Origin of the sequence: Sediminibacterium goheungense (genome assembly GCF_004361915.1) — a bacterium.
Classification (GTDB): Bacteria; Bacteroidota; Bacteroidia; order Chitinophagales; family Chitinophagaceae; genus Sediminibacterium; species Sediminibacterium goheungense.
In genome coordinates this window covers 1126289-1145046 of record NZ_SNWP01000010.1, presented here as the reverse complement: position 1 = coordinate 1145046, position 18758 = coordinate 1126289, and the positions used below count along the sequence as shown (strand labels likewise).

The window sequence follows — 18758 nt, the reverse complement described above, 5'->3', positions numbered from 1 at the left end:
AAAAATTGTTGTGAAAATATTTTGCACCCGGCGATTGTTTTGGTGAATGGTCAATTGTGAATTGTGAATGAGGAATAGGTATATGATTTTATACGGGCTAATGAATAGAGGGAAAAGGCGCTTACCGATATCTCTTCTATTCACCATTGACCATTGACCATTCACGTTCAAGCTGCATTCGTCCGATACTTTCCCTTTCGCAGGAAAAGTAGCTCTGCCAGAAAGATCATAAGAAGGCTGACGGCAGTGGTACCAAGCACTTTGCCAAGGAAATAAAGAAAGTCGCCAAAAGTTAACCATTCAATCAGTACGAGGTAGAAATGGTGTATAAAAGTCAGCAGGCCAACATATAAACTATAAGGAGCCCAGCCCATGCTTTTGCTGCCAGGTTCGGAATAGCTCTGTTCTATGGTTTCCTGTGGTAAAATCAGGTTGAGCAGGAATGGTCGTATGTAGGCAATAAGTACACAGGGGGCGGCGTGCAGACCGGTGGTGCCTGAAAAGAAATCAAGACTCAGCCCAAATGCAAAAGCAATCAGCATGAGAGCAATCCGGTTAATGGTAAAAGGCAGCCATAGTATATACAGGAAATAGATATAGGGAACGATGAAACGATGCAAGGGTGGTACTTCATTGAGTATGAATACCTGTAACAGGATAAACAGAATAAAACGGATAATATTTTTTACTAAGCTGCTCATTGATTGGTCATGGGTGTATTTTCCAGTTGAACCTGTTCGGTATAGCGGGTATTTTCCACCAGGTATACATACTGAACCGTAAAGAAGTTGGTGGCTGTTTTAATTTTCAGGGTGTAAAAATTACTGGAGGGGTCTGCTACTATTGATGAAACGGTTCCTACCATCAAATTAGATGGGAAATTAGCTGAATAAGTGCTGGTTACCACGGTATCGCCTTTCACAACTTTTGCGCTTTTTGAAACATTGCGTAATATGAGAATAGAGGGGTCGTTACCATCCCACTCAATGCTACCAGCATTATTATCTTTTTTAAGCATGGCACTTACACGGCTGTTGCGGTGTAAAAGACTCATGACTTTACTGATATTCGGGCTTATCTCTACCACTACACCTACTATACCCTGCGGCCCCACTACTGCCATACCTTTTTTCACTCCCTGGTTACTGCCTCTTTCCAGGGTAAGGAAATTGGTTTGCAGGGTTACGGTATTACCTATTACGCGGGCAGGCAGCCAGGTGAATTTTCGGTAACGGCCCGATGAATCTCTTACGGTGGTATCTGTATAGTTGATCCGGGAACTGTCGGGCGCAATATTGTTGGATGCCAGCAGGTTTTTTAAGCGGGTATTCTCTTCTGCGAGCTGTCTGTTGGTTTCTCCCAGGCTAAAATAGCTGCGAAGGTTGCTGTAGCGTTTATTCAGGTTACCGGTAAGTTCGCTGGTAGCATCGGAAAAAAAGACCTCATGTGTTGTGCTGGAACGGGTCAGTAATATGATGGCAACTACCTGCAAGAGCAAAAAGCTCAGAAAAGTGAAATAACGCCGTATGAAAAAAAAGATATTTTTCAACCTGAGAATCTATTAGCGATCAAAAAACAGCACTGACCACTAAGGCCGTGCTTGAAATCTTACTTATCGCATGATGAATGGAAAACGCTGGTAGTTTTTTAATGCCAGTCCTGTACCACGAACCACACTTTTCAGCGGATCATCTGCTACATGTACGGGTAATTTAATTTTAGCACTTAAGCGTTTATCCAGACCACGCAAAAGGGCACCACCGCCGGTGAGATACAGGCCTCTGCGGTAAATATCGGCTGCCAGTTCAGGTGGTGTGGTTTCCAGCGCTTTGAGTATGGCTTCTTCTATTTTGAAGATGCTTTTATCGAGTGCTTCTGCAATTTCCTGATAACTCACCATGATTTGTTTGGGAATACCCGTTACAAGATCACGTCCGTTTACAGGCATATCATCTGGTGGGTTATCAAGGTCTTTCATGGCGGCGCCTACATTGATTTTAATCTGTTCTGCAGTACGTTCACCTATCAATAAACTATGGTAACGGCGTAAAGCCTCCATAATATCAGCTGTAAATTCATCACCCGCTACACGTATGCTCTGGTCGCATACAATACCGGCCAGTGCAATCACCGTAATACCGGTAGTACCACCTCCGATGTCTATGATCATGTTACCAACAGGCTCTTCCACGTCAATGCCAATACCCAGTGCGGCGGCCATGGGTTCGTGGATCATATACACTTCCTTGGCTCCGGCCTGTTCGGCACTATCACGAACGGCACGCTTCTCCACCTCGGTAATAGAAGACGGAATGCAGATAACCATTCTCCAGCTGGGCGGAAATAAAGGCTTTTTGGGGTAAATCATCTTGATTAACTCCCTGATCATCAGCTCGGCAGCGTTAAAGTCGGCAATAACTCCGTCTTTAAGCGGGCGAACGGTTCGGATACTTTCATGGGTTTTTTCGTGCATCATGAGGGCTTTTTTCCCCACTGCCAGCACTTCTTTCATATTGTTACGGTTCAGGGCCACAATCGAAGGCTCATTTACCACTACTTCATCATTATGGATAATCAGGGTATTGGCGGTGCCCAGATCCATGGCTATTTCCTGCGTAAAAAAGTTGAATAATCCCATTGTATATTAAAAATGCTTTATTTCTTGATCAATGAATGCAAAGGTGGTTGAAATTACTGGAAATAACAAAGTCTAAAATACTGATTTTTCAAGGGTTCCAAAAAGATTTGCAAATGGCTGATGGCTGATGGTGAATAGTAGGAATTGCTTTATTTGAAAGCACATCAATCTATGAACTATAAGCTATCAGTTACCTCATCAAACTCATACCCGATATCTTTTCTGAAATACATTCCTTCAAACGAAATTTCTCTGAGTTTATTTTTTGACCTGGTTACTGCATCTGTAATATTTTTTCCGTAAGCGCTTACTGCCAAAACCCTGCCACCATTTGTTAAGACTTTGTTTTCATCCTGTTTGGTTCCCGCATGAAATACCAGTACTTCTTTTTCGTTATTAGGCCCAAGTCCATGAATGATTTTGTTTTTTTCATAATCACCCGGATAGCCACCACTAACAGCCATTACAGTTGCACAGTATCTTTCATCATAGGATATGTTGGCATCTGCCAGTGTTCCGTTATCCATTGCTGCAAATAGTGCCACGAGGTCTGTTTGCAAACGTGGCATCACTACTTCTGTTTCCGGATCACCCATTCTGCAATTGTATTCAATTACAAGAGGGTTGCCATTTACATTCATCAGACCAAAGAATATGAAACCGTGATAGATGAGTTCTTCTTTTTCCAAACCCTTAACCGTGGGTGCAATAATGCGTTCTTCAACCTTACGCATAAAAAGTTCGTCCATAAAAGGCACAGGGCTTACACAGCCCATGCCACCTGTGTTTAAACCGGTATCGCCTTCGCCAATTCTCTTATAATCTTTGGCATGGCCAATGATCTGATAGTCTGCGCCATTGGTTAATACAAATACACTTACTTCAATACCCTTCAAAAATTCTTCAATCACCACCTTACTGCTCGCATCACCAAATTGTTTGTGAAGAATCATTTCCTCAAAAGTTTTGATTGCTTCCTCATGTGATGCTGCTATTACTACGCCTTTTCCTGCAGCCAGTCCGTCGGCTTTTAAAACCACCGGTAAACTATGCTGCGAAATGTATTTTTTCCCTTCTTCGAAATTATCGGCAGTGAATTCCGCATATGCAGCAGTAGGAATATTGTGACGCTGCATAAATTTTTTACTAAAGGCCTTGCTTCCTTCCAGTTGTGCTGCTTTTGCAGACGGACCCACCACCAGTATTTTTTGTAAGAGCGGATGGGCTTCAAAAAAATCATAGATACCTTTTACCAGAGGCTCTTCTGGACCCACCACCAGCATATCTATTTTATGTTCAATGCACGCGTTTTTAATAGCGTCGAAATCAGTAATGGAAATAGGTAGGTTGGTTCCGAATTCACTGGTTCCGGCATTGCCTGGTGCAATAAATAAGGCATCACAATGATGGCTTTGTGTCATTTTCCATGCCAGCGCATGTTCGCGGCCACCAGATCCGAGAAGAAGAATATTCATAGTAGGAGAGATTCAGGTGGCGAAAGTAGGTCGTAAGAAGGATTTTAAGCGTGCGCAGGGTATTTTTTTTGTTCATATCCTACGCACGCCTGCTATCAGTTTTCTGCCTCTTCATTACCCACATAACGCTTTTCAGGTAAGCGTTTGGCTACGAGAAGAAACAAAATAAAGGAGGCAGCCAGTATGGCCAGGAATAACCAGTAGTATTTGGCACCTGTAAACTGACTGAAAAAGCCTTTGTCTACAATATTCCCGTTGATAAGCCCCACCAACAGGTTTCCGGCTGAAATACCCAGCAGATAAAGGGCACTCATAGTGCTTTTCATCGACTTGGGAGAATGGGTATAGGCGTATTCCAGACAGGTAACTGAGACAAGAATTTCAGAGGCGGCCAACAATATATAGGCCAGTATCTGCCACCATACAGAAGGTTTACCACCAGCATCTATGGCTTCTTGCAGCAAGGCAATAATGGTAAAGGAGAGACCAATGATAACCAGTCCGGCACCAATTTTACGCAGTGGTGTTACTTTTATACCTTTTTTCTCGAGATAAGGGAAAAGGAAGGAGTTAAAAACAGGAATCAGCAATACTAAAAACAGCGGGTTGATAAAATTGATCTGTTCAGGCAAAATGGAAAAACTACTGGTCAGGTTGAGGTCTAATCTGGTAGCCTGTAAAACCCATTCAGACAGGTTCTGATCCCAAAGAGCCCAGAAAATAGGTGTAAAAGCAAATACGGCCAGTACGCGATATACTGCTTGAATACCATCAATAGAAGTTGCTGAATATTTTTCACTTACGGCTTCCCAAACTTTTTGTCCGGGTTTCCGGCTAAACAGCTTTTGTAAAGCGTAGAGAGAAATGGAGAAAAAGTTTTCTTTTTTAATACCTGCCGGCGGTACACGTACATATTTTTTTCTCCCGAGCCAGAATATAATGGTAGCCAGTGCCATTAAAATACCAGGCACGCCAAAAGCGATTTCGGGGCCATAATATTTTTTTAGCAGGGGAATAAACAGGGGCGCAAGTGTTCCACCCAGATTAATACTCATATAGAACCAGCCATAGGCTTTTGAAAGCAGGTGTTCATTAGATTTATTGAACTGATCGCCTACATTGGCAGATACACATGATTTAATACCACCTGCACAACAGGCGATCACAATGAGTCCGGTACTGAACAGAGTATAGCTTTCGCCGGAAACAGCGAGTATCAGGTGCCCAATGGTATACAGAATGGAAACCGTTAAGATAACCCGGTATTTACCAAAAAACCAGTCGGCCATGATAGCACCTACCATTGGCATAAAATAAGCCAGTGTAACAAAGAGGTGCGACATTTCATTGGCTTTTGCATCAGCTTCAGCCGTAAGCGCCGGATTGAGGGTTGGATTGAAAAATGTTACGGCCATGAAGGTGACCATGATAGAACGTAAACCATAAAAACTGAATCTTTCTGCAATTTCACTGCCAATGATGTAAGGAACCGATTTGGGCATTTTGCTTTTACCGGATTCATTTTGTATATCAGACATAAATCGTATTTTGAAATTTAAAAGTATCGGAAACTATCGGTAAACCTTTATTTGTTCGCCGAAAAAATTGCTTGCTTCATCTAAAAACCAACTCATGTCTCAACCTCAAAAAACATTTAAACCCTTTGTTTCCCCCGAAACAAATATGAAAGAGCTTACCGTGAAATCGATTCTGGTAGGTAGCCTTTTTGGTGTAATCTTTGGCGCTGCCACTGTTTATCTGGCGCTGAAAGCAGGATTAACCGTTTCTGCCTCTATTCCTATTGCGGTTATTGCCATTACACTGGGCCGTAAATTTTTGAAAACAACCATTCTTGAAAATAATATTATACAGACAACAGGTTCTGCAGGTGAAAGTATAGCCGCTGGTGTTGCTTTTACTTTACCTGGCTTTCTGTTTCTTTCTTCGCCATCGAGTGCTGAATATTTTAATTACCTCACTATTCTGATACTGGCCATTGTGGGTGGATTATTGGGTACCTTATTAATGGTGCCCCTGAGAAAAGCATTGATTGTAAATGAGCATGATAACTTACCCTATCCTGAAGGAACAGCCTGTGGCGATGTATTAAAAGCAGGTGAGCGGGGAGGTGATTTTGCCAAAACCGCCTTCTGGGGTCTGGGTGTAGCATTTGTGTATGCACTCCTGCAGAAAGTAATGCATGTAATTGCCGAAACTCCTTTTTATGCAACCAAACAAATCAATAAATTTTTTCCCTCAGCCAAAGTAAGTGGTGAAATTACACCAGAGTACCTGGGGGTTGGTTATATTATAGGTCCACGAATTGCAGGTGTACTGGTTGCTGGTAGTGTATTAAGTTGGCTGGTATTTATACCCTTACTATCCACGTTGGTTCCAGCCGATGCTATTGCTGTTCAACTGGCCAAGCTGGGTTATCTGGCAGATATTGCCAAACCTGGTGGTAAAGGTGGATGGGATCCTGTTACACATACTTTTGCCGATTATTCTGCGGCTATCTATTATGCATATGTACGTCAGGTGGGTGCCGGTACGGTTGCAGCAGGAGGTATTATTACACTGATTAAGACTTTACCTACCATTGTTAAATCGGTAAAAGGCAGCATGGCTTCTTTACGTGGCGGTTCAGGTGATACCCATACCAACGTTTCCAGAACAGATAAGGACCTGAGCCTGAAAATTGTGGGACTGGGAAGTCTGGCACTTATTGCCATTATATCTGTGATCCCAAGTTTACCTGGCGACGGGTTCCTGCAGAAAATACTGATTGGTATTCTGGTTGTTTTATTTGGTGCTTTGTTTGTTACGGTATCCTCACGCATTGTGGGGTTGATCGGTTCTTCGAATAACCCCATCAGTGGTATGACGATTGCGACAGTAATGGGTACGAGTTTAATTTTCCTGAGCCTTGGATGGTCGGGTCAGGCCTATGAACCACTGGTATTGGTAGTTGGTGGTATGATTTGTATTGCTGCGGCTAATGCCGGTGCCACATCGCAGGACTTAAAGAGTGGTTATATAGTAGGCGCCACACCGCGTAACCAACAGATAGCTTTATTTGTGGGTGCTATCGTTTCTTCTATTGTTATCGGTATCACTGTGAAGTTTTTGGATAAACCTACCACTGAAATGGTGCAGCAGGGAATACAGCATGCGATTGGTACCGAAAAATATCCGGCTCCGCAAGCGACCTTAATGGCTACCTTGATTAAAGGTATTCTTTCACAAAACCTCGACTGGCAATATGTAATTGTTGGGATGTTCCTGGCAGTTGTTATGGAACTTTGTGGTATCAAATCCCTGAGTTTTGCCATTGGTGTTTACCTGCCCCTGGCTACTACTTTGCCGATCTTTATAGGTGGTGCCATCCGTGGTATTGTAGAAGGTAAACAGAAAAAAGACAAGAAGGAAGTGAGTGCGGAGGAAGAAGAATTGAGTAAGGGTAGCCTGTTTGCGACCGGTCTGGTTGCAGGAGGTGCTGTGGCGGGTGTAGTAATTGCTTTCATTACAGGTACTTCCGGGGGAGAAGAGTTCCTGAAGAATATCAGTATGGAACATGGATTGGTATCGTCGCTATCTGAAAATGGATACTTCCTGTTGGGAACTTTATTCTTTGCGTTGATGGGGTTGATATTATATCGGGTGGCTATGAAGAAAGCTGAGTAATATGCAAAAAAAGAGCGCCTCGTTCAGGCGCTCTTTTTTTGCATATTATCAATAGTAGCCTGATCGGTTCTATAAAATATGGCATTCTTTTGGCAATAAATTCAGACCGGGTCTATTAAACCTTTTATTCCATGGAATGTCCTATACAAAACTAAAACCGATGTCCTTGAAGCAGGTATTCAAAATTTTTACAGTTGGCATGCTGTTTATTATCGGAGCTGCTTTTACCAATAATAAAGCAGGGTTGCCCGAAATAAAAATGCCGTATAAAAAAGCAGGTCTCACGCAGGAACAGGCAGCCGCACATTTATTGAACAGGTTTAGTTATGGTATACAGCCCGGACAGGTAGCTCAAGTTGTAAAACTCGGACTTGATAAATGGGTGCTGCAACAACTGGACGCAGATATGCCAGATACATTATTGGATCGTCGTTTACAAACCTTTGAATCACTTACGCTCAGTAATGAGCAAATTGTAAATACTTATCTCACGCCTGCGCAGGTTATCAGGGTTGCTGTCAGAAATAAACTCATACCTGCCGACTCTATCAGTAATGCTGACAGACAAAAATACCGTGAACAATTAAGGCTGATTCAGGAAAAGGAAGGATTTAAACCCATTCAGGAATTACATCGCCAGTTGATCAATCAAAAAGTACTACGCGCAGCCTACAGTAATAACCAGTTGAAAGAAGTACTTACTGATTTCTGGTTCAATCATTTTAATGTATCTCTCACCAAGGGTCAAAGCCAGCAATATGTACTCACTTATGAGCGAGATGCCATCAGGCCTTATGTATTGGGTAATTTTAAAGACATGTTGCTGGCAACGGCTAAACATCCGGCCATGTTGGAATACCTGGATAATGCATTAAGTGTGAGCAATGATAATGAAAGATCGCGCAGGCAACAGAACAATGCACTGTTACGCGCCGCACGTGAAAGAGTAGAAGCAAAATTGACAGATAGTTCTATGCCCGGAGCCGCATTGGTACAGCAGGCAGTTAATGCACGCAGAACACAGGGACTGAATGAAAACTATGCCCGCGAAGTAATGGAGTTGCATACGCTGGGTGTTGATGGTGGATATACGCAAAAAGATGTTACCGAACTGGCTCGTGCATTAACAGGCTGGAGTGTAAAGCCTTTGTACAAAGAAGGTCCTGCCAGACAGTTGGTGGAAAACCTGAATCAAACGCAACTTGAAAGAAGAGGATTGTTAGTAGAGGGAGATTTTCTTTTCCGAGGCGATAAACATGATGAAAGCCCCAAACTTATTTTAGGAAAACAACTCAGTGGTAAAGATGGATACCGGGAAGGCGTACAGGTATTAGAAATGCTGGCTGATCATGCATCCACTGCAAAATTTATTGCCACAAAAATTGCCAAACGTTTTGTGTCGGATGAACCTTCAGAAGCCATCATTAAAGCACTCACAAAAACTTTTCAGGAAACAGGTGGCAATATCAAAGCCATGATGATTACCATTGTTAATCATCCTGATTTCTGGTCTAAAAATGCACTCAGAGAAAAGGTAAAATCTCCTTTTGAATTTGCTATCAGTGCTGTTCGTGCCACCAAAGCACAGGTCATGCAGCCTTACCAGATTTATAACTGGTGTACTAAAATGGGACAGCGGTTTTATTACTATCAGGCACCTACAGGTTTTCCGGATCGTGGCAATTTCTGGATCAACAGTGGCTCACTGCTAAACAGGATGAATTTTGGTCTCGCGCTTGCAACACAAAAAATACCTGGTATCAGGATGAATTTGCTCGCTTTAAATGATAACCATGAGCCTGAGAGCGCAGATGATGCTTTACGTATTTACAGTAAACTGCTGCTTCCGGAAAGGAACCAGGAAGAAAATATAAAGCGCCTCACTGCGATGATAAGAGATACGCAGGTAGAACAAAAAATCAGTGAAGCAGCAGCTAAGGTAAAAACAGAAATGACAGATGATGAAATAGAAGAGCGGGGATCAAGAAGACAAGGAGTAAGAAACAAGGAAGATAATAAGTTACAGGTGAATAATGCCATGGCAACAGTAGCACAGGTAGTAGGTATTATTATTGGTTCTCCGGAGTTTCAGAGAAAATAATACATGGTGCATCTGTTAACAATCACTGCTATTACAATGGGTAGTCTGTAGTTCAATTCTTAACACTAACAGTTAAAAAAATTATATGATTCACAGAAGAGCATTTATGAAGTCTGGTGCGCTTGCACTTTTTGCAGCTGGCTTTGGTGGTGTACCTAATTTTATTGCACGTGCTGCTAATAACAGGAAGATACTACATCCTTATAAAAAGAATAAGGTTTTGGTATGCATCTTTCAAAGAGGTGCCATGGATGGTTTAATGGCAGTAAGTCCATTTGCAGATCCTAATTTGAAAACACTCAGACCAACTTTATATATGAGCCCCTTACAAACACAGGGTGGTCTGATGGATATTGATGGTCAGTTTGGTTTACATCCTGCATTGAATAGTTTATCCTCCTTTTTTAAAGAAGGCAGAATGGCCGTTGTGCATGGTGTAGGCAGCCCGAATACAACCCGAAGCCATTTTGATGCACAGGATTATATGGAAAGCGGCACACCTTTTAACAAAGGAACCAATAGCGGATGGCTTAACAGAGCTGTGGGATTAAGTGGTCATGAAGCCACACCATTTAGTGCTGTCAGTCTTACCAGTGCTTTGCCCCGAAGCCTCTATGGTGATCATGAAGCATTGGCCATCAGTAACCTGCAGGATTTTGCTATTCAAATGCAGGGAAACCCAATGGCGGGTAATATAGCGGCAAAATCATTTGAATCTTTATATGATCAGACCAGTAATCAGTTATTGAATAAAACAGGTAAAGAGAGTTTTGAAGCGATGAAGATTTTAAAATCTTCTGATATTAAAAATTACCAGCCTGCCAATGGTGCGGTTTATCCAAATTCTCCTCTTGGTAATTCGTTGAAACAGATTGCGACTTTGATTAAAATGGATGTAGGTGTGGAAGTGGCTTTCGCTGAAAGTGGTGGCTGGGATACACATTTTAACCAGGGAACCCTAAATGGTGCATTTGCAAGAAACCTTCGTGATTTTAGTGATAGTATTGCTGCTTTCTGGACCGATATGGGGCAGTATCAGGATGAGGTTACTGTAATGACTATGACAGAATTTGGACGCACTGCTCACCAGAATGGAACAGGGGGTACCGATCATGGTAGGGCTAGTTGTTTATTTGTTTTGGGTAATGATGTTCAGGGCGGTAAGGTATATCATAAGATAAAATCACTCGCGAAAGCCGATCTGGAAGATGGAAGGGATTTGCCGGTTTCGACAGATTTTCGAGCAGTATTCAGTAGTGTATCATCTTCGCACCTTCAGTTAAAAAATACAAATGGACTTTTCCCCGGATGGGATGGTCAAAAGGTGGACTTAATGAAGTGAAACCCGTAAATATGTAAAAGTGTAAAAAGAATATGTAAGCACGAACTGCTTTTTTTTCTTTCTTCTGCAATTATCTTGTGTAAGTAAATAGTCGTGAAATACGAGCTGTATATTTCATGTAACACCTGTTTATTTTTTAATGCGAAACAAGCGATTATTTATCAGGTTGTTGAATATACCGTTCCACACTGTTTTTTTATTACTGGCCGCAGACGCATTGTTGCTATTTTTACTTCCCCGTTTTGATATCTCACAACAAGACAAAAGCCCTCTTTTCTTTTATTTTACTGCAACAATATTATCATGGGTGGGATGCTTTTGCTTTATAGCTTTACTTGTTAAAGCACTGAAACAAAATATCATTCAAAAGCAGGTTCATCTGTTTGTTATGATACCAGCTGTGGTTATCATCATTATTTTATTTCTGGGGCCATTGATATTGTATTTTCTGGGAAAATCAGAACATGTATTATGATGTGAATTTTAAAAATGGTCATCGCTTAAAACTGAAAACGAGACTTCCTTCTTTGTCAACATAAACGATATCTGACCCTTTTTCCAGTAATGCGAGTCCCTTAAAGAAATAGCCTGGTCGGTCGAACTGAGCTGGTATCACCCATTCTCCATTTTTATTAATAAAGCCCCATGAGCCGTATTCTTTTTCAACAGCAGCCAATCCTTCACTGAATGAACTGGCATTGGTAAAAATGGGTTGAATAACCCAATTGCCATGTGTATTTACAAAGCCCCACTTATTACTTGTATCACGTGCAGGTGCCAGACTATCTGCAAAAGCATGCATGCGTGTGAAGTTTGTTTTGATACTTGTTTTCTTTTTGATATCCAGAATTTCCCATTTATCAGTTATGTTTTTTTGTATACATGTAATGCCTGCAAATACATCTGTAATGCTATAAAACTCTGGCTGCACAATAAATTTTCCGGTACTGTCTATCAGCCCCCACAAATTATTTTTTACGGAAGCCTGTGCCAATCCTTCTTTGAAATCATAACAAAGTGCAAACTGCGGCTGAATAATAAAAATCCCTTTTTTATTGACATAACCCCATTTCCCATTCTGTTGTACCCTGGCTTTTGCTTCTGAAAAATTACCGGCCGCATTGAATTGTGGTATGATGAGCCATTTTCCTTTTTCATTGATGAAACCATATTTAGATGATAGTAAATGATTGCCTACAGCTGCTACAGCAGTGCCTTCACTGAAATAGCCCGCAAATGTAAATTGAGGAGTGATAACTGTTCGGCCTGTTGTTTTATGGGCATATCCGAACTTATCGTTTTCGATGAACCAGATTAGATTTTGGGTATAGCTGTTGAGAGAAAACAGCGTCAACAAATAAAGAAAAAAAATCTTCTTCATTGTTTAAATATACTATTAATGCGTGATTGATGGTATATCGGACATAGCCTGACAGACTGTGTTTTTTGCCAGGTTATGCTGTAGAGTTATAATCTGCCTTTCTTGATCTCATCTACTACACCTGGATCAAGCAGGGTGCTGGTATCGCCAAGATTTTCTGTTTCACCTTCTGCAATCTTCCGTAAAATTCTACGCATGATCTTACCGCTTCTTGTTTTAGGCAGGCCACTTACAAACTGAATTTTATCCGGTTTGGCGATAGCTCCTATGATCCGTGTTACGGTTTGCAGAATATCTCTCCTCACAAGGTCACCGGTACCATGTGTATCCTGTGCGTGTGAGCCTTGATAAATGATATAGGCATATATGCCTTGCCCCTTAATGTCGTGCGGATAGCCCACTACAGCACTTTCAACGACACCCGCATGCATATTAATGGCATTTTCAACTTCTGCTGTGCCAATGCGGTGGCCACTTACATTTAAAACATCATCGACCCTGCCTGTTATACGGAAAAAGCCATCTTTGTCTTTTAGTGCGCCATCGCCGGTAAAATACATATTCTCATAAGTGGCAAAATAATTGGTTCTGCATCTTTCATGATCTCCGTAGGTAGTTCTTAAAATAGAGGGCCATGGAGATTTAATACATAAATTTCCAGAAATAGTTTCGTCGCCTTGTTGGATCACTTCTTTTCCGTTTTCATCTACCAATACCATTTCCAGACCTGGCATAGGTAATGTGGCCCAACCTGGTTTGGCAGGGGTAATACCCGCCAGATTTGAAATCAGGCATCCACCGGTTTCGGTTTGCCACCAGGTATCTACGATCGGACATTTTCTTTTACCAACATGTTCATCGTACCAATGCCAGGCTTCTTCGTTAATGGGTTCACCTACTGTACCCAATACTTTCAAGGAAGAGAGATTTTTGCCTTGTAAAGGGCCCAGGCCAAATCCCATCAGACTGCGGATTGCTGTGGGAGCTGTGTACAATATATTGACACAATATTTATCTACGATATCCCAGAATCGGCCTGCATCTGGCCAGGTAGGTACCCCTTCAAATAAAAGAGAAGTAGCACCTGCACTCAGTGGGCCATAAACGATATAGCTATGTCCGGTGATCCAACCAATATCAGCCGTGCAGAAATGAACCTGTCCGGTCTGGTATTGAAATACATTTACAAAAGTATAGTTGGTATATACCATATACCCCCCAACGCTATGCACAACACCTTTGGGTTTACCTGTAGATCCAGATGTATACAGAATAAAGAGCGGATCTTCTGCATCCATTTCTTCGGCTTCAATAAATGTGACCCCTTTTTCTTCCACCTGTTTCATCTCGTCTTCCCACCATACATCCCTTCCTTTGATCATTGATACAGGTGTTCGAGTTCTTGTAGCAACAATTACCCGTTTAATAGTTTTATTTCCGATAAGAGCATCGTCAATCACAGATTTTAAAGGAATATCTTTTGCTCCTCTGTATGCGCCATCACAGGTAACAATGAATGTAGCTTGCGCATCTTCAAGCCTGTCTGCAATACTCTGAGCAGAAAATCCACCAAATACAACTGAGTGAATGGCGCCAATGCGTGCGCAGGCTAATACGGCTATGGCCAGTTCAGGAATCATGCCCATATAAATACAAACCCGATCGCCTTTCTTTACCCCGTTATTTTTAAGTACATGGGCGAACTGACAAACTTTTTCATGCAGCTTCCTATAAGTAAGCACACGATTATTTTCATCAGGTGCATTGGGCTCCCAGATAATAGCTGGATGATTAGATTTTGTTTCAAGATGGCGATCAAGACAGTTTTCTGTTATATTCAGTTTTCCTCCTTTAAACCATTCTACACGGGGTTCGGTAAAGTTCCATTCCAAAACTTTGTCCCATTTTTTTCGCCAGGTAAAATGCGATGCAATTTCTCCCCAGAACGATTCCGGATCCTGTATACTTTTTTGATACGCTTCTTTATAGGCCTCAAAACTTTTAATCTGATAAGGATAAGACATAACAATCGGATTTCAGGCTATAAATATACGTGATGATTCAGGACGAGAAACCTGCTTTATACGAATGACTGTTCGCTTTTAATAGGGCGATTATCAGCATAAACAATTTTTGTCACAATCCATCCTACGCAGTAAGCTAAGCTTGGTGAAATCGTTTCTTTGCAGTAAGTTGTATGCTTATATGAAAAAAGAAAATGGCATCTGGAAAGTCATCACTGCTTCTTCATTGGGTACGCTTATCGAGTGGTATGATTTTTACATTTTTGGTAGTCTTGCAACGGTGATAGCCGGACAATTCTTCCCAAAAACAAATCCAACTGCAGCATTATTGTCTACGCTTGCTACTTTTGCGGCAGGTTTTATTGTACGTCCTTTTGGAGCACTGGTATTTGGCAGATTGGGTGATATTGTTGGAAGGAAATATACATTTCTCTTGACGCTGGTGTTAATGGGTGGTTCCACTTTTGCCATCGGTCTTGTACCTTCTTATGAAAGTATTGGTTTTGCTGCACCTATTATTGTATTGCTGTTAAGGTTGCTCCAGGGTTTAGCATTGGGAGGTGAATATGGAGGAGCAGCCACTTATGTTGCTGAACATGCACCTGCTCACCGAAGAGGATATTTTACCTCATGGATACAAACTACCGCCACACTTGGTCTTTTTGTTTCCTTAGGAGTTATTTTATTAACCAGACATAGTCTTGATGCTGATAAACAGATTTCTATCGCGAAGTTTAATGACTGGGGCTGGCGTATTCCTTTCTTACTTTCTATTGTGCTGGTGATTGTATCTATTTATATACGCCTTAAAATGCAGGAATCTCCGCTGTTTTCGAAACTAAAATCAGAAGGAAAAACTTCGGTTAATCCACTGAAAGAAAGTTTCGGACATAAGGCAAACCTGAAAATGGTTTTACTGGCATTGTTTGGTGCTACCATGGGACAGGGGGTGGTATGGTATACCGGACAGTTTTATGCACAATCTTTTCTGGAGAATGTTTGTAAAATCGATTTCGATCAGTCGCGTACCATATTAATCTGGGCCATTGTTTTCGGAACTCCCTTATTTGTACTTTTTGGCCATTGGAGCGATAAAGTAGGCAGAAAATGGATTATGTTGACCGGGATGTTGTTAGCGGTATTAACTTACCGTCCGTTGTTTACAGAGCTGCTTTATTTGAGTGATGGGGCAAATAAGATAGAACAGGTTGATCTTTCGAAAAGGCAGGTAACCTTAACGCCCATAGCTGGAACAACAGATTCTGTACGGCTCATAAAAGAAGATCGCTTTTTTTCGGATGGCTCAATATTTCATGCAAGTACAAAAGATACCTTGTATGGAGATGGATTAAAGAAAACCGCATTACCTGTTATAACCCTTACGAAGGAAGTTGGCGGCACTGTTTACTGGAAAATGATTGGTATTGTATTTCTGATGATTGTTTATGTAACTATGGTATATGGCCCTATTGCAGCTTTCCTGGTTGAGTTGTTTCCTACAAAGATCCGTTACACATCTATGTCTTTACCTTATCATATAGGTAATGGCGTATTTGGCGGACTCACACCTTTTGTCGCCACTTTGTTAACAACAATTTATGCGAACAATCAATTGGCGGGATTAATGTATCCGATTATTGTGGCAGGTATTTGTCTGGTAATAGGGGTACTCTATTTAAGTAATAAAAAAGCAATTCACTGAAATATATGAAACAGGTAAAAAGAATGGCAGGAATGGTATGGCTGCTACTGGGGCCGTTGGCAATATTTTTTCTGGTAAAAACTGCTTACAGTGAAATTATAGTAAAACCTTCAGCAGATACCTGGATACAATGGGGCGTGTTTGTGGTTGTATTTCTGCCCATTGCTTTTGGGTTGAGCTTATTTGGATACTATGCAGTAAAAGGGGAATATGATCAGGAAAGCTGATACAATTTTCAGGGGCTTTTTAATCAGTGGAAGCCTGTAATCTTGGTTGTTTTCTTCATTTTTATCTCTTTCTTACCATATTCTGTCAATACCTTTACTTTATGTCTATTGAAATAAAAAAACTGACTAAAAGTTTTGGTTCCCAGAAAGCCGTAAACGATGTTTCTTTTACGGCGGAAAAGGGTACGATTCTGGGTTTTTTGGGACCGAATGGAGCGGGAAAAAGCACTACGATGAAAATCATTACCGGTTACTTAACAGCTGATCAGGGATCGGTAAGTGTATGTGGTATTGATGTGCAGAAAGATCCTCTGGCAGCCAAGAAAAAAATCGGTTACCTACCCGAAGCCAATCCTCTTTATTATGATATGTATGTAAAGGAATATCTTTCTTTTATTGCTGGCGTACATGGTATTACAAAAACGGCTAAAGCGGTAGCTGATGTTATCGAGCTTACGGGGCTTGGTATAGAGGCACATAAGAAAACGGGCCAGTTATCTAAAGGATATAAACAAAGAGTAGGACTGGCTGCGGCGCTGATTCATGACCCCGAAGTACTTATTCTGGATGAACCTACCAGTGGACTGGATCCCAATCAGATTATTGAAATCAGGAATGTTATCAGGGAGCAGGGCAGACATAAAACCATTCTTTTTTCGTCTCATATTCTACAGGAGGTACAGGCTATCTGTGAACGTGTAGTTATTATTAACAGAGGTAATATTGTTGCAGATGATGATGTGGCAAACCTGCTAAAAACCTCAGGGGGCAATCTGGAAGATGTGTTTCGTAACCTTACAGTAGCACAGGCTTCAGTCTAATTGCTTAAATTGCATACCTAACAACCAATTGATCATTAAAACAAGCAATCAAAATGAGTTACATTATTGAAGTACACGCTCGTCAGATACTCGACAGCCGCGGAAACCCTACCGTAGAAGTAGATGTATTAACAGACGATGGTGCTTTAGGCCGAGCCGCTGTTCCCAGTGGAGCCAGCACAGGTATTCATGAGGCAGTAGAACTGCGTGATAATGACAAAAAGAAATACGTAGGAAAAGGCGTATTAAAAGCTGTTAAAAATGTAAATGATGTGATAGCTGATGCTATTGTTGGATATGATGTGGCAGCACAGGCAGCCATTGATGAGGCCATGATCGCATTAGATGGAACACCGAATAAAGGAAAACTGGGCGCCAATGCATTGTTGGCCGTAAGTATGGCAGTAGCCAAAGCAGCTGCTGAAGAAGCTGGTTTACCTTTATACCGTTATATCGGTGGAACCAATGCCAAAACCTTGCCCATTCCGATGATGAATATCCTGAATGGTGGTGCGCATGCTGATAATAAAATCGATTTTCAGGAGTTTATGATTATGCCGGTTGGCGCATCCAGCTTTAGTGAAGGATTGCGTTGGGGCGTAGAAATTTTTCATACCCTGAAAAGCGTACTGAAGAAAAAAGGATATAGCACCAATGTGGGAGATGAAGGTGGTTTTGCACCCAATATACAGAGCAACGAAGAAGCTATTGAAACCGTTCTTGAATCAATACAGGCAGCAGGTTATAAAACAGGATCACAGATTGTAATCGCTATGGATGCTGCCAACAGTGAATTATGGGATGCAAAAAAGAAAAAATATGTATTCCATAAAAGTAATGGCAAAGTATTGAGCAGTGATGAACTGGTTAAATACTGGGAAAAATGGGTAAAACAATATCCGATTGTTTCTATTGAAGATGGTATGGCTGAAGATGACTGGAATGGCTGGAAATCACTTACACAGGCTATTGGAAATAAATGTCAGTTAGTAGGCGATGATCTTTTTGTAACCAATGTAACTCGTTTACAAACAGGTATTGATAAAGGCATTGCGAACGGTTTGCTCGTTAAGGTAAATCAGATCGGAACACTCACAGAAACCATTAATGCCGTAACACTCGCGCAGCATAATGGATATAATACCATTATGAGTCACCGTAGTGGCGAAACAGAAGATACCACTATTGCGGATCTGGCAGTTGCTTTGAACTGTGGACAAATTAAAACAGGTTCAGCATCACGTACCGACCGTATTGCGAAGTACAATCAACTGATACGTATTGAAGAAATGCTGGGTGAAACAGCTGTTTACCCAAAGGGCAAAGTGAAGTTTGGAAAAAAATAGTCGAGTAATAAGGTTCA

14 protein-coding genes are annotated in these 18758 nt (G+C 41.4%); 7 read left to right on the top strand and 7 right to left on the bottom strand.

Going from position 1 to position 18758, the window contains the following annotated elements:
• Positions 1-167: 167 nt before the first annotated feature.
• The 5 genes from BC659_RS04910 to BC659_RS04890 all read right to left on the bottom strand — a co-directional run bounded on the left by BC659_RS04910 (position 168) and on the right by BC659_RS04890 (position 5651).
• Positions 168-701 (bottom strand): rod shape-determining protein MreD, encoded by a 534-nt coding sequence (locus BC659_RS04910; RefSeq protein WP_133473549.1) that lies wholly within the window; start codon positions 699-701, stop codon positions 168-170.
• Complete coding sequence (gene mreC, locus BC659_RS04905) at positions 698-1549, bottom strand: rod shape-determining protein MreC (protein WP_133473548.1); 852 nt, start codon at positions 1547-1549, stop codon at positions 698-700. The genes BC659_RS04910 and mreC overlap by 4 nt, the downstream gene beginning before the upstream one ends.
• A 63-nt stretch (positions 1550-1612) precedes the next feature.
• Positions 1613-2638 (bottom strand): rod shape-determining protein, encoded by a 1026-nt coding sequence (locus tag BC659_RS04900; protein ID WP_133473547.1) that lies wholly within the window; start codon positions 2636-2638, stop codon positions 1613-1615.
• Positions 2639-2814: 176 nt separating this feature from the next.
• The gene (purD, locus tag BC659_RS04895) at positions 2815-4113 is read right to left on the bottom strand and encodes a phosphoribosylamine--glycine ligase (protein ID WP_133473546.1); all 1299 of its coding nucleotides are present in this window, start codon (positions 4111-4113) and stop codon (positions 2815-2817) included.
• A gap of 95 nt (positions 4114-4208) precedes the next feature.
• Positions 4209-5651, bottom strand: a complete 1443-nt coding sequence (locus BC659_RS04890; protein WP_133473545.1) for a POT-type proton-dependent oligopeptide transporter — start codon at positions 5649-5651, stop codon at positions 4209-4211.
• 94 nt (positions 5652-5745) lie between these two features.
• Between BC659_RS04890 and BC659_RS04885 the strand changes: the two genes are divergently transcribed.
• The 3 genes from BC659_RS04885 to BC659_RS04875 all read left to right on the top strand — a co-directional run bounded on the left by BC659_RS04885 (position 5746) and on the right by BC659_RS04875 (position 11240).
• On the top strand, positions 5746-7797 hold the full coding sequence (locus BC659_RS04885) for an OPT family oligopeptide transporter (RefSeq protein ID WP_133473544.1): 2052 nt from the start codon (positions 5746-5748) through the stop codon (positions 7795-7797).
• 166 nt (positions 7798-7963) lie between these two features.
• A complete protein-coding gene (locus BC659_RS04880) occupies positions 7964-9898 on the top strand; it encodes a DUF1800 domain-containing protein (RefSeq protein ID WP_162847353.1) in 1935 nt (644 codons plus the stop codon).
• 85 nt (positions 9899-9983) lie between these two features.
• Positions 9984-11240 carry a DUF1501 domain-containing protein gene (locus tag BC659_RS04875; protein WP_133473542.1) on the top strand — a complete coding sequence of 419 codons (1257 nt, stop codon included), beginning with the start codon at positions 9984-9986 and terminating at the stop codon, positions 11238-11240.
• A gap of 493 nt (positions 11241-11733) precedes the next feature.
• Here the strand turns inward: BC659_RS04875 and BC659_RS04870 are convergent, their stop codons facing one another.
• Entirely contained in the window at positions 11734-12621 is an 888-nt protein-coding gene (locus tag BC659_RS04870) for a WG repeat-containing protein (protein ID WP_133473541.1), read from the bottom strand.
• Between the two features lie 86 nt (positions 12622-12707).
• Positions 12708-14645, bottom strand: coding sequence for an acetate--CoA ligase (acs, locus tag BC659_RS04865; RefSeq protein ID WP_133473540.1), 1938 nt, complete (start codon positions 14643-14645; stop codon positions 12708-12710).
• Positions 14646-14826: 181 nt separating this feature from the next.
• Here acs and BC659_RS04860 point away from each other — a divergent pair, with 181 nt between their 5' ends.
• The 4 genes from BC659_RS04860 to eno all read left to right on the top strand — a co-directional run bounded on the left by BC659_RS04860 (position 14827) and on the right by eno (position 18741).
• On the top strand, positions 14827-16347 hold the full coding sequence (locus BC659_RS04860; protein WP_133473539.1) for an MFS transporter: 1521 nt from the start codon (positions 14827-14829) through the stop codon (positions 16345-16347).
• 5 nt (positions 16348-16352) lie between these two features.
• Complete coding sequence (locus BC659_RS04855; protein WP_133473538.1) at positions 16353-16574, top strand: DUF6814 family protein; 222 nt, start codon at positions 16353-16355, stop codon at positions 16572-16574.
• A 101-nt stretch (positions 16575-16675) separates the two neighbouring features.
• Positions 16676-17395: an ATP-binding cassette domain-containing protein gene (locus BC659_RS04850; RefSeq protein WP_133473537.1), complete on the top strand. Its 720-nt coding sequence runs from the start codon at positions 16676-16678 to the stop codon at positions 17393-17395.
• 53 nt (positions 17396-17448) lie between these two features.
• Positions 17449-18741, top strand: coding sequence for a phosphopyruvate hydratase (gene eno / locus BC659_RS04845; RefSeq protein ID WP_133473536.1), 1293 nt, complete (start codon positions 17449-17451; stop codon positions 18739-18741).
• Positions 18742-18758 lie beyond the last annotated feature (17 nt).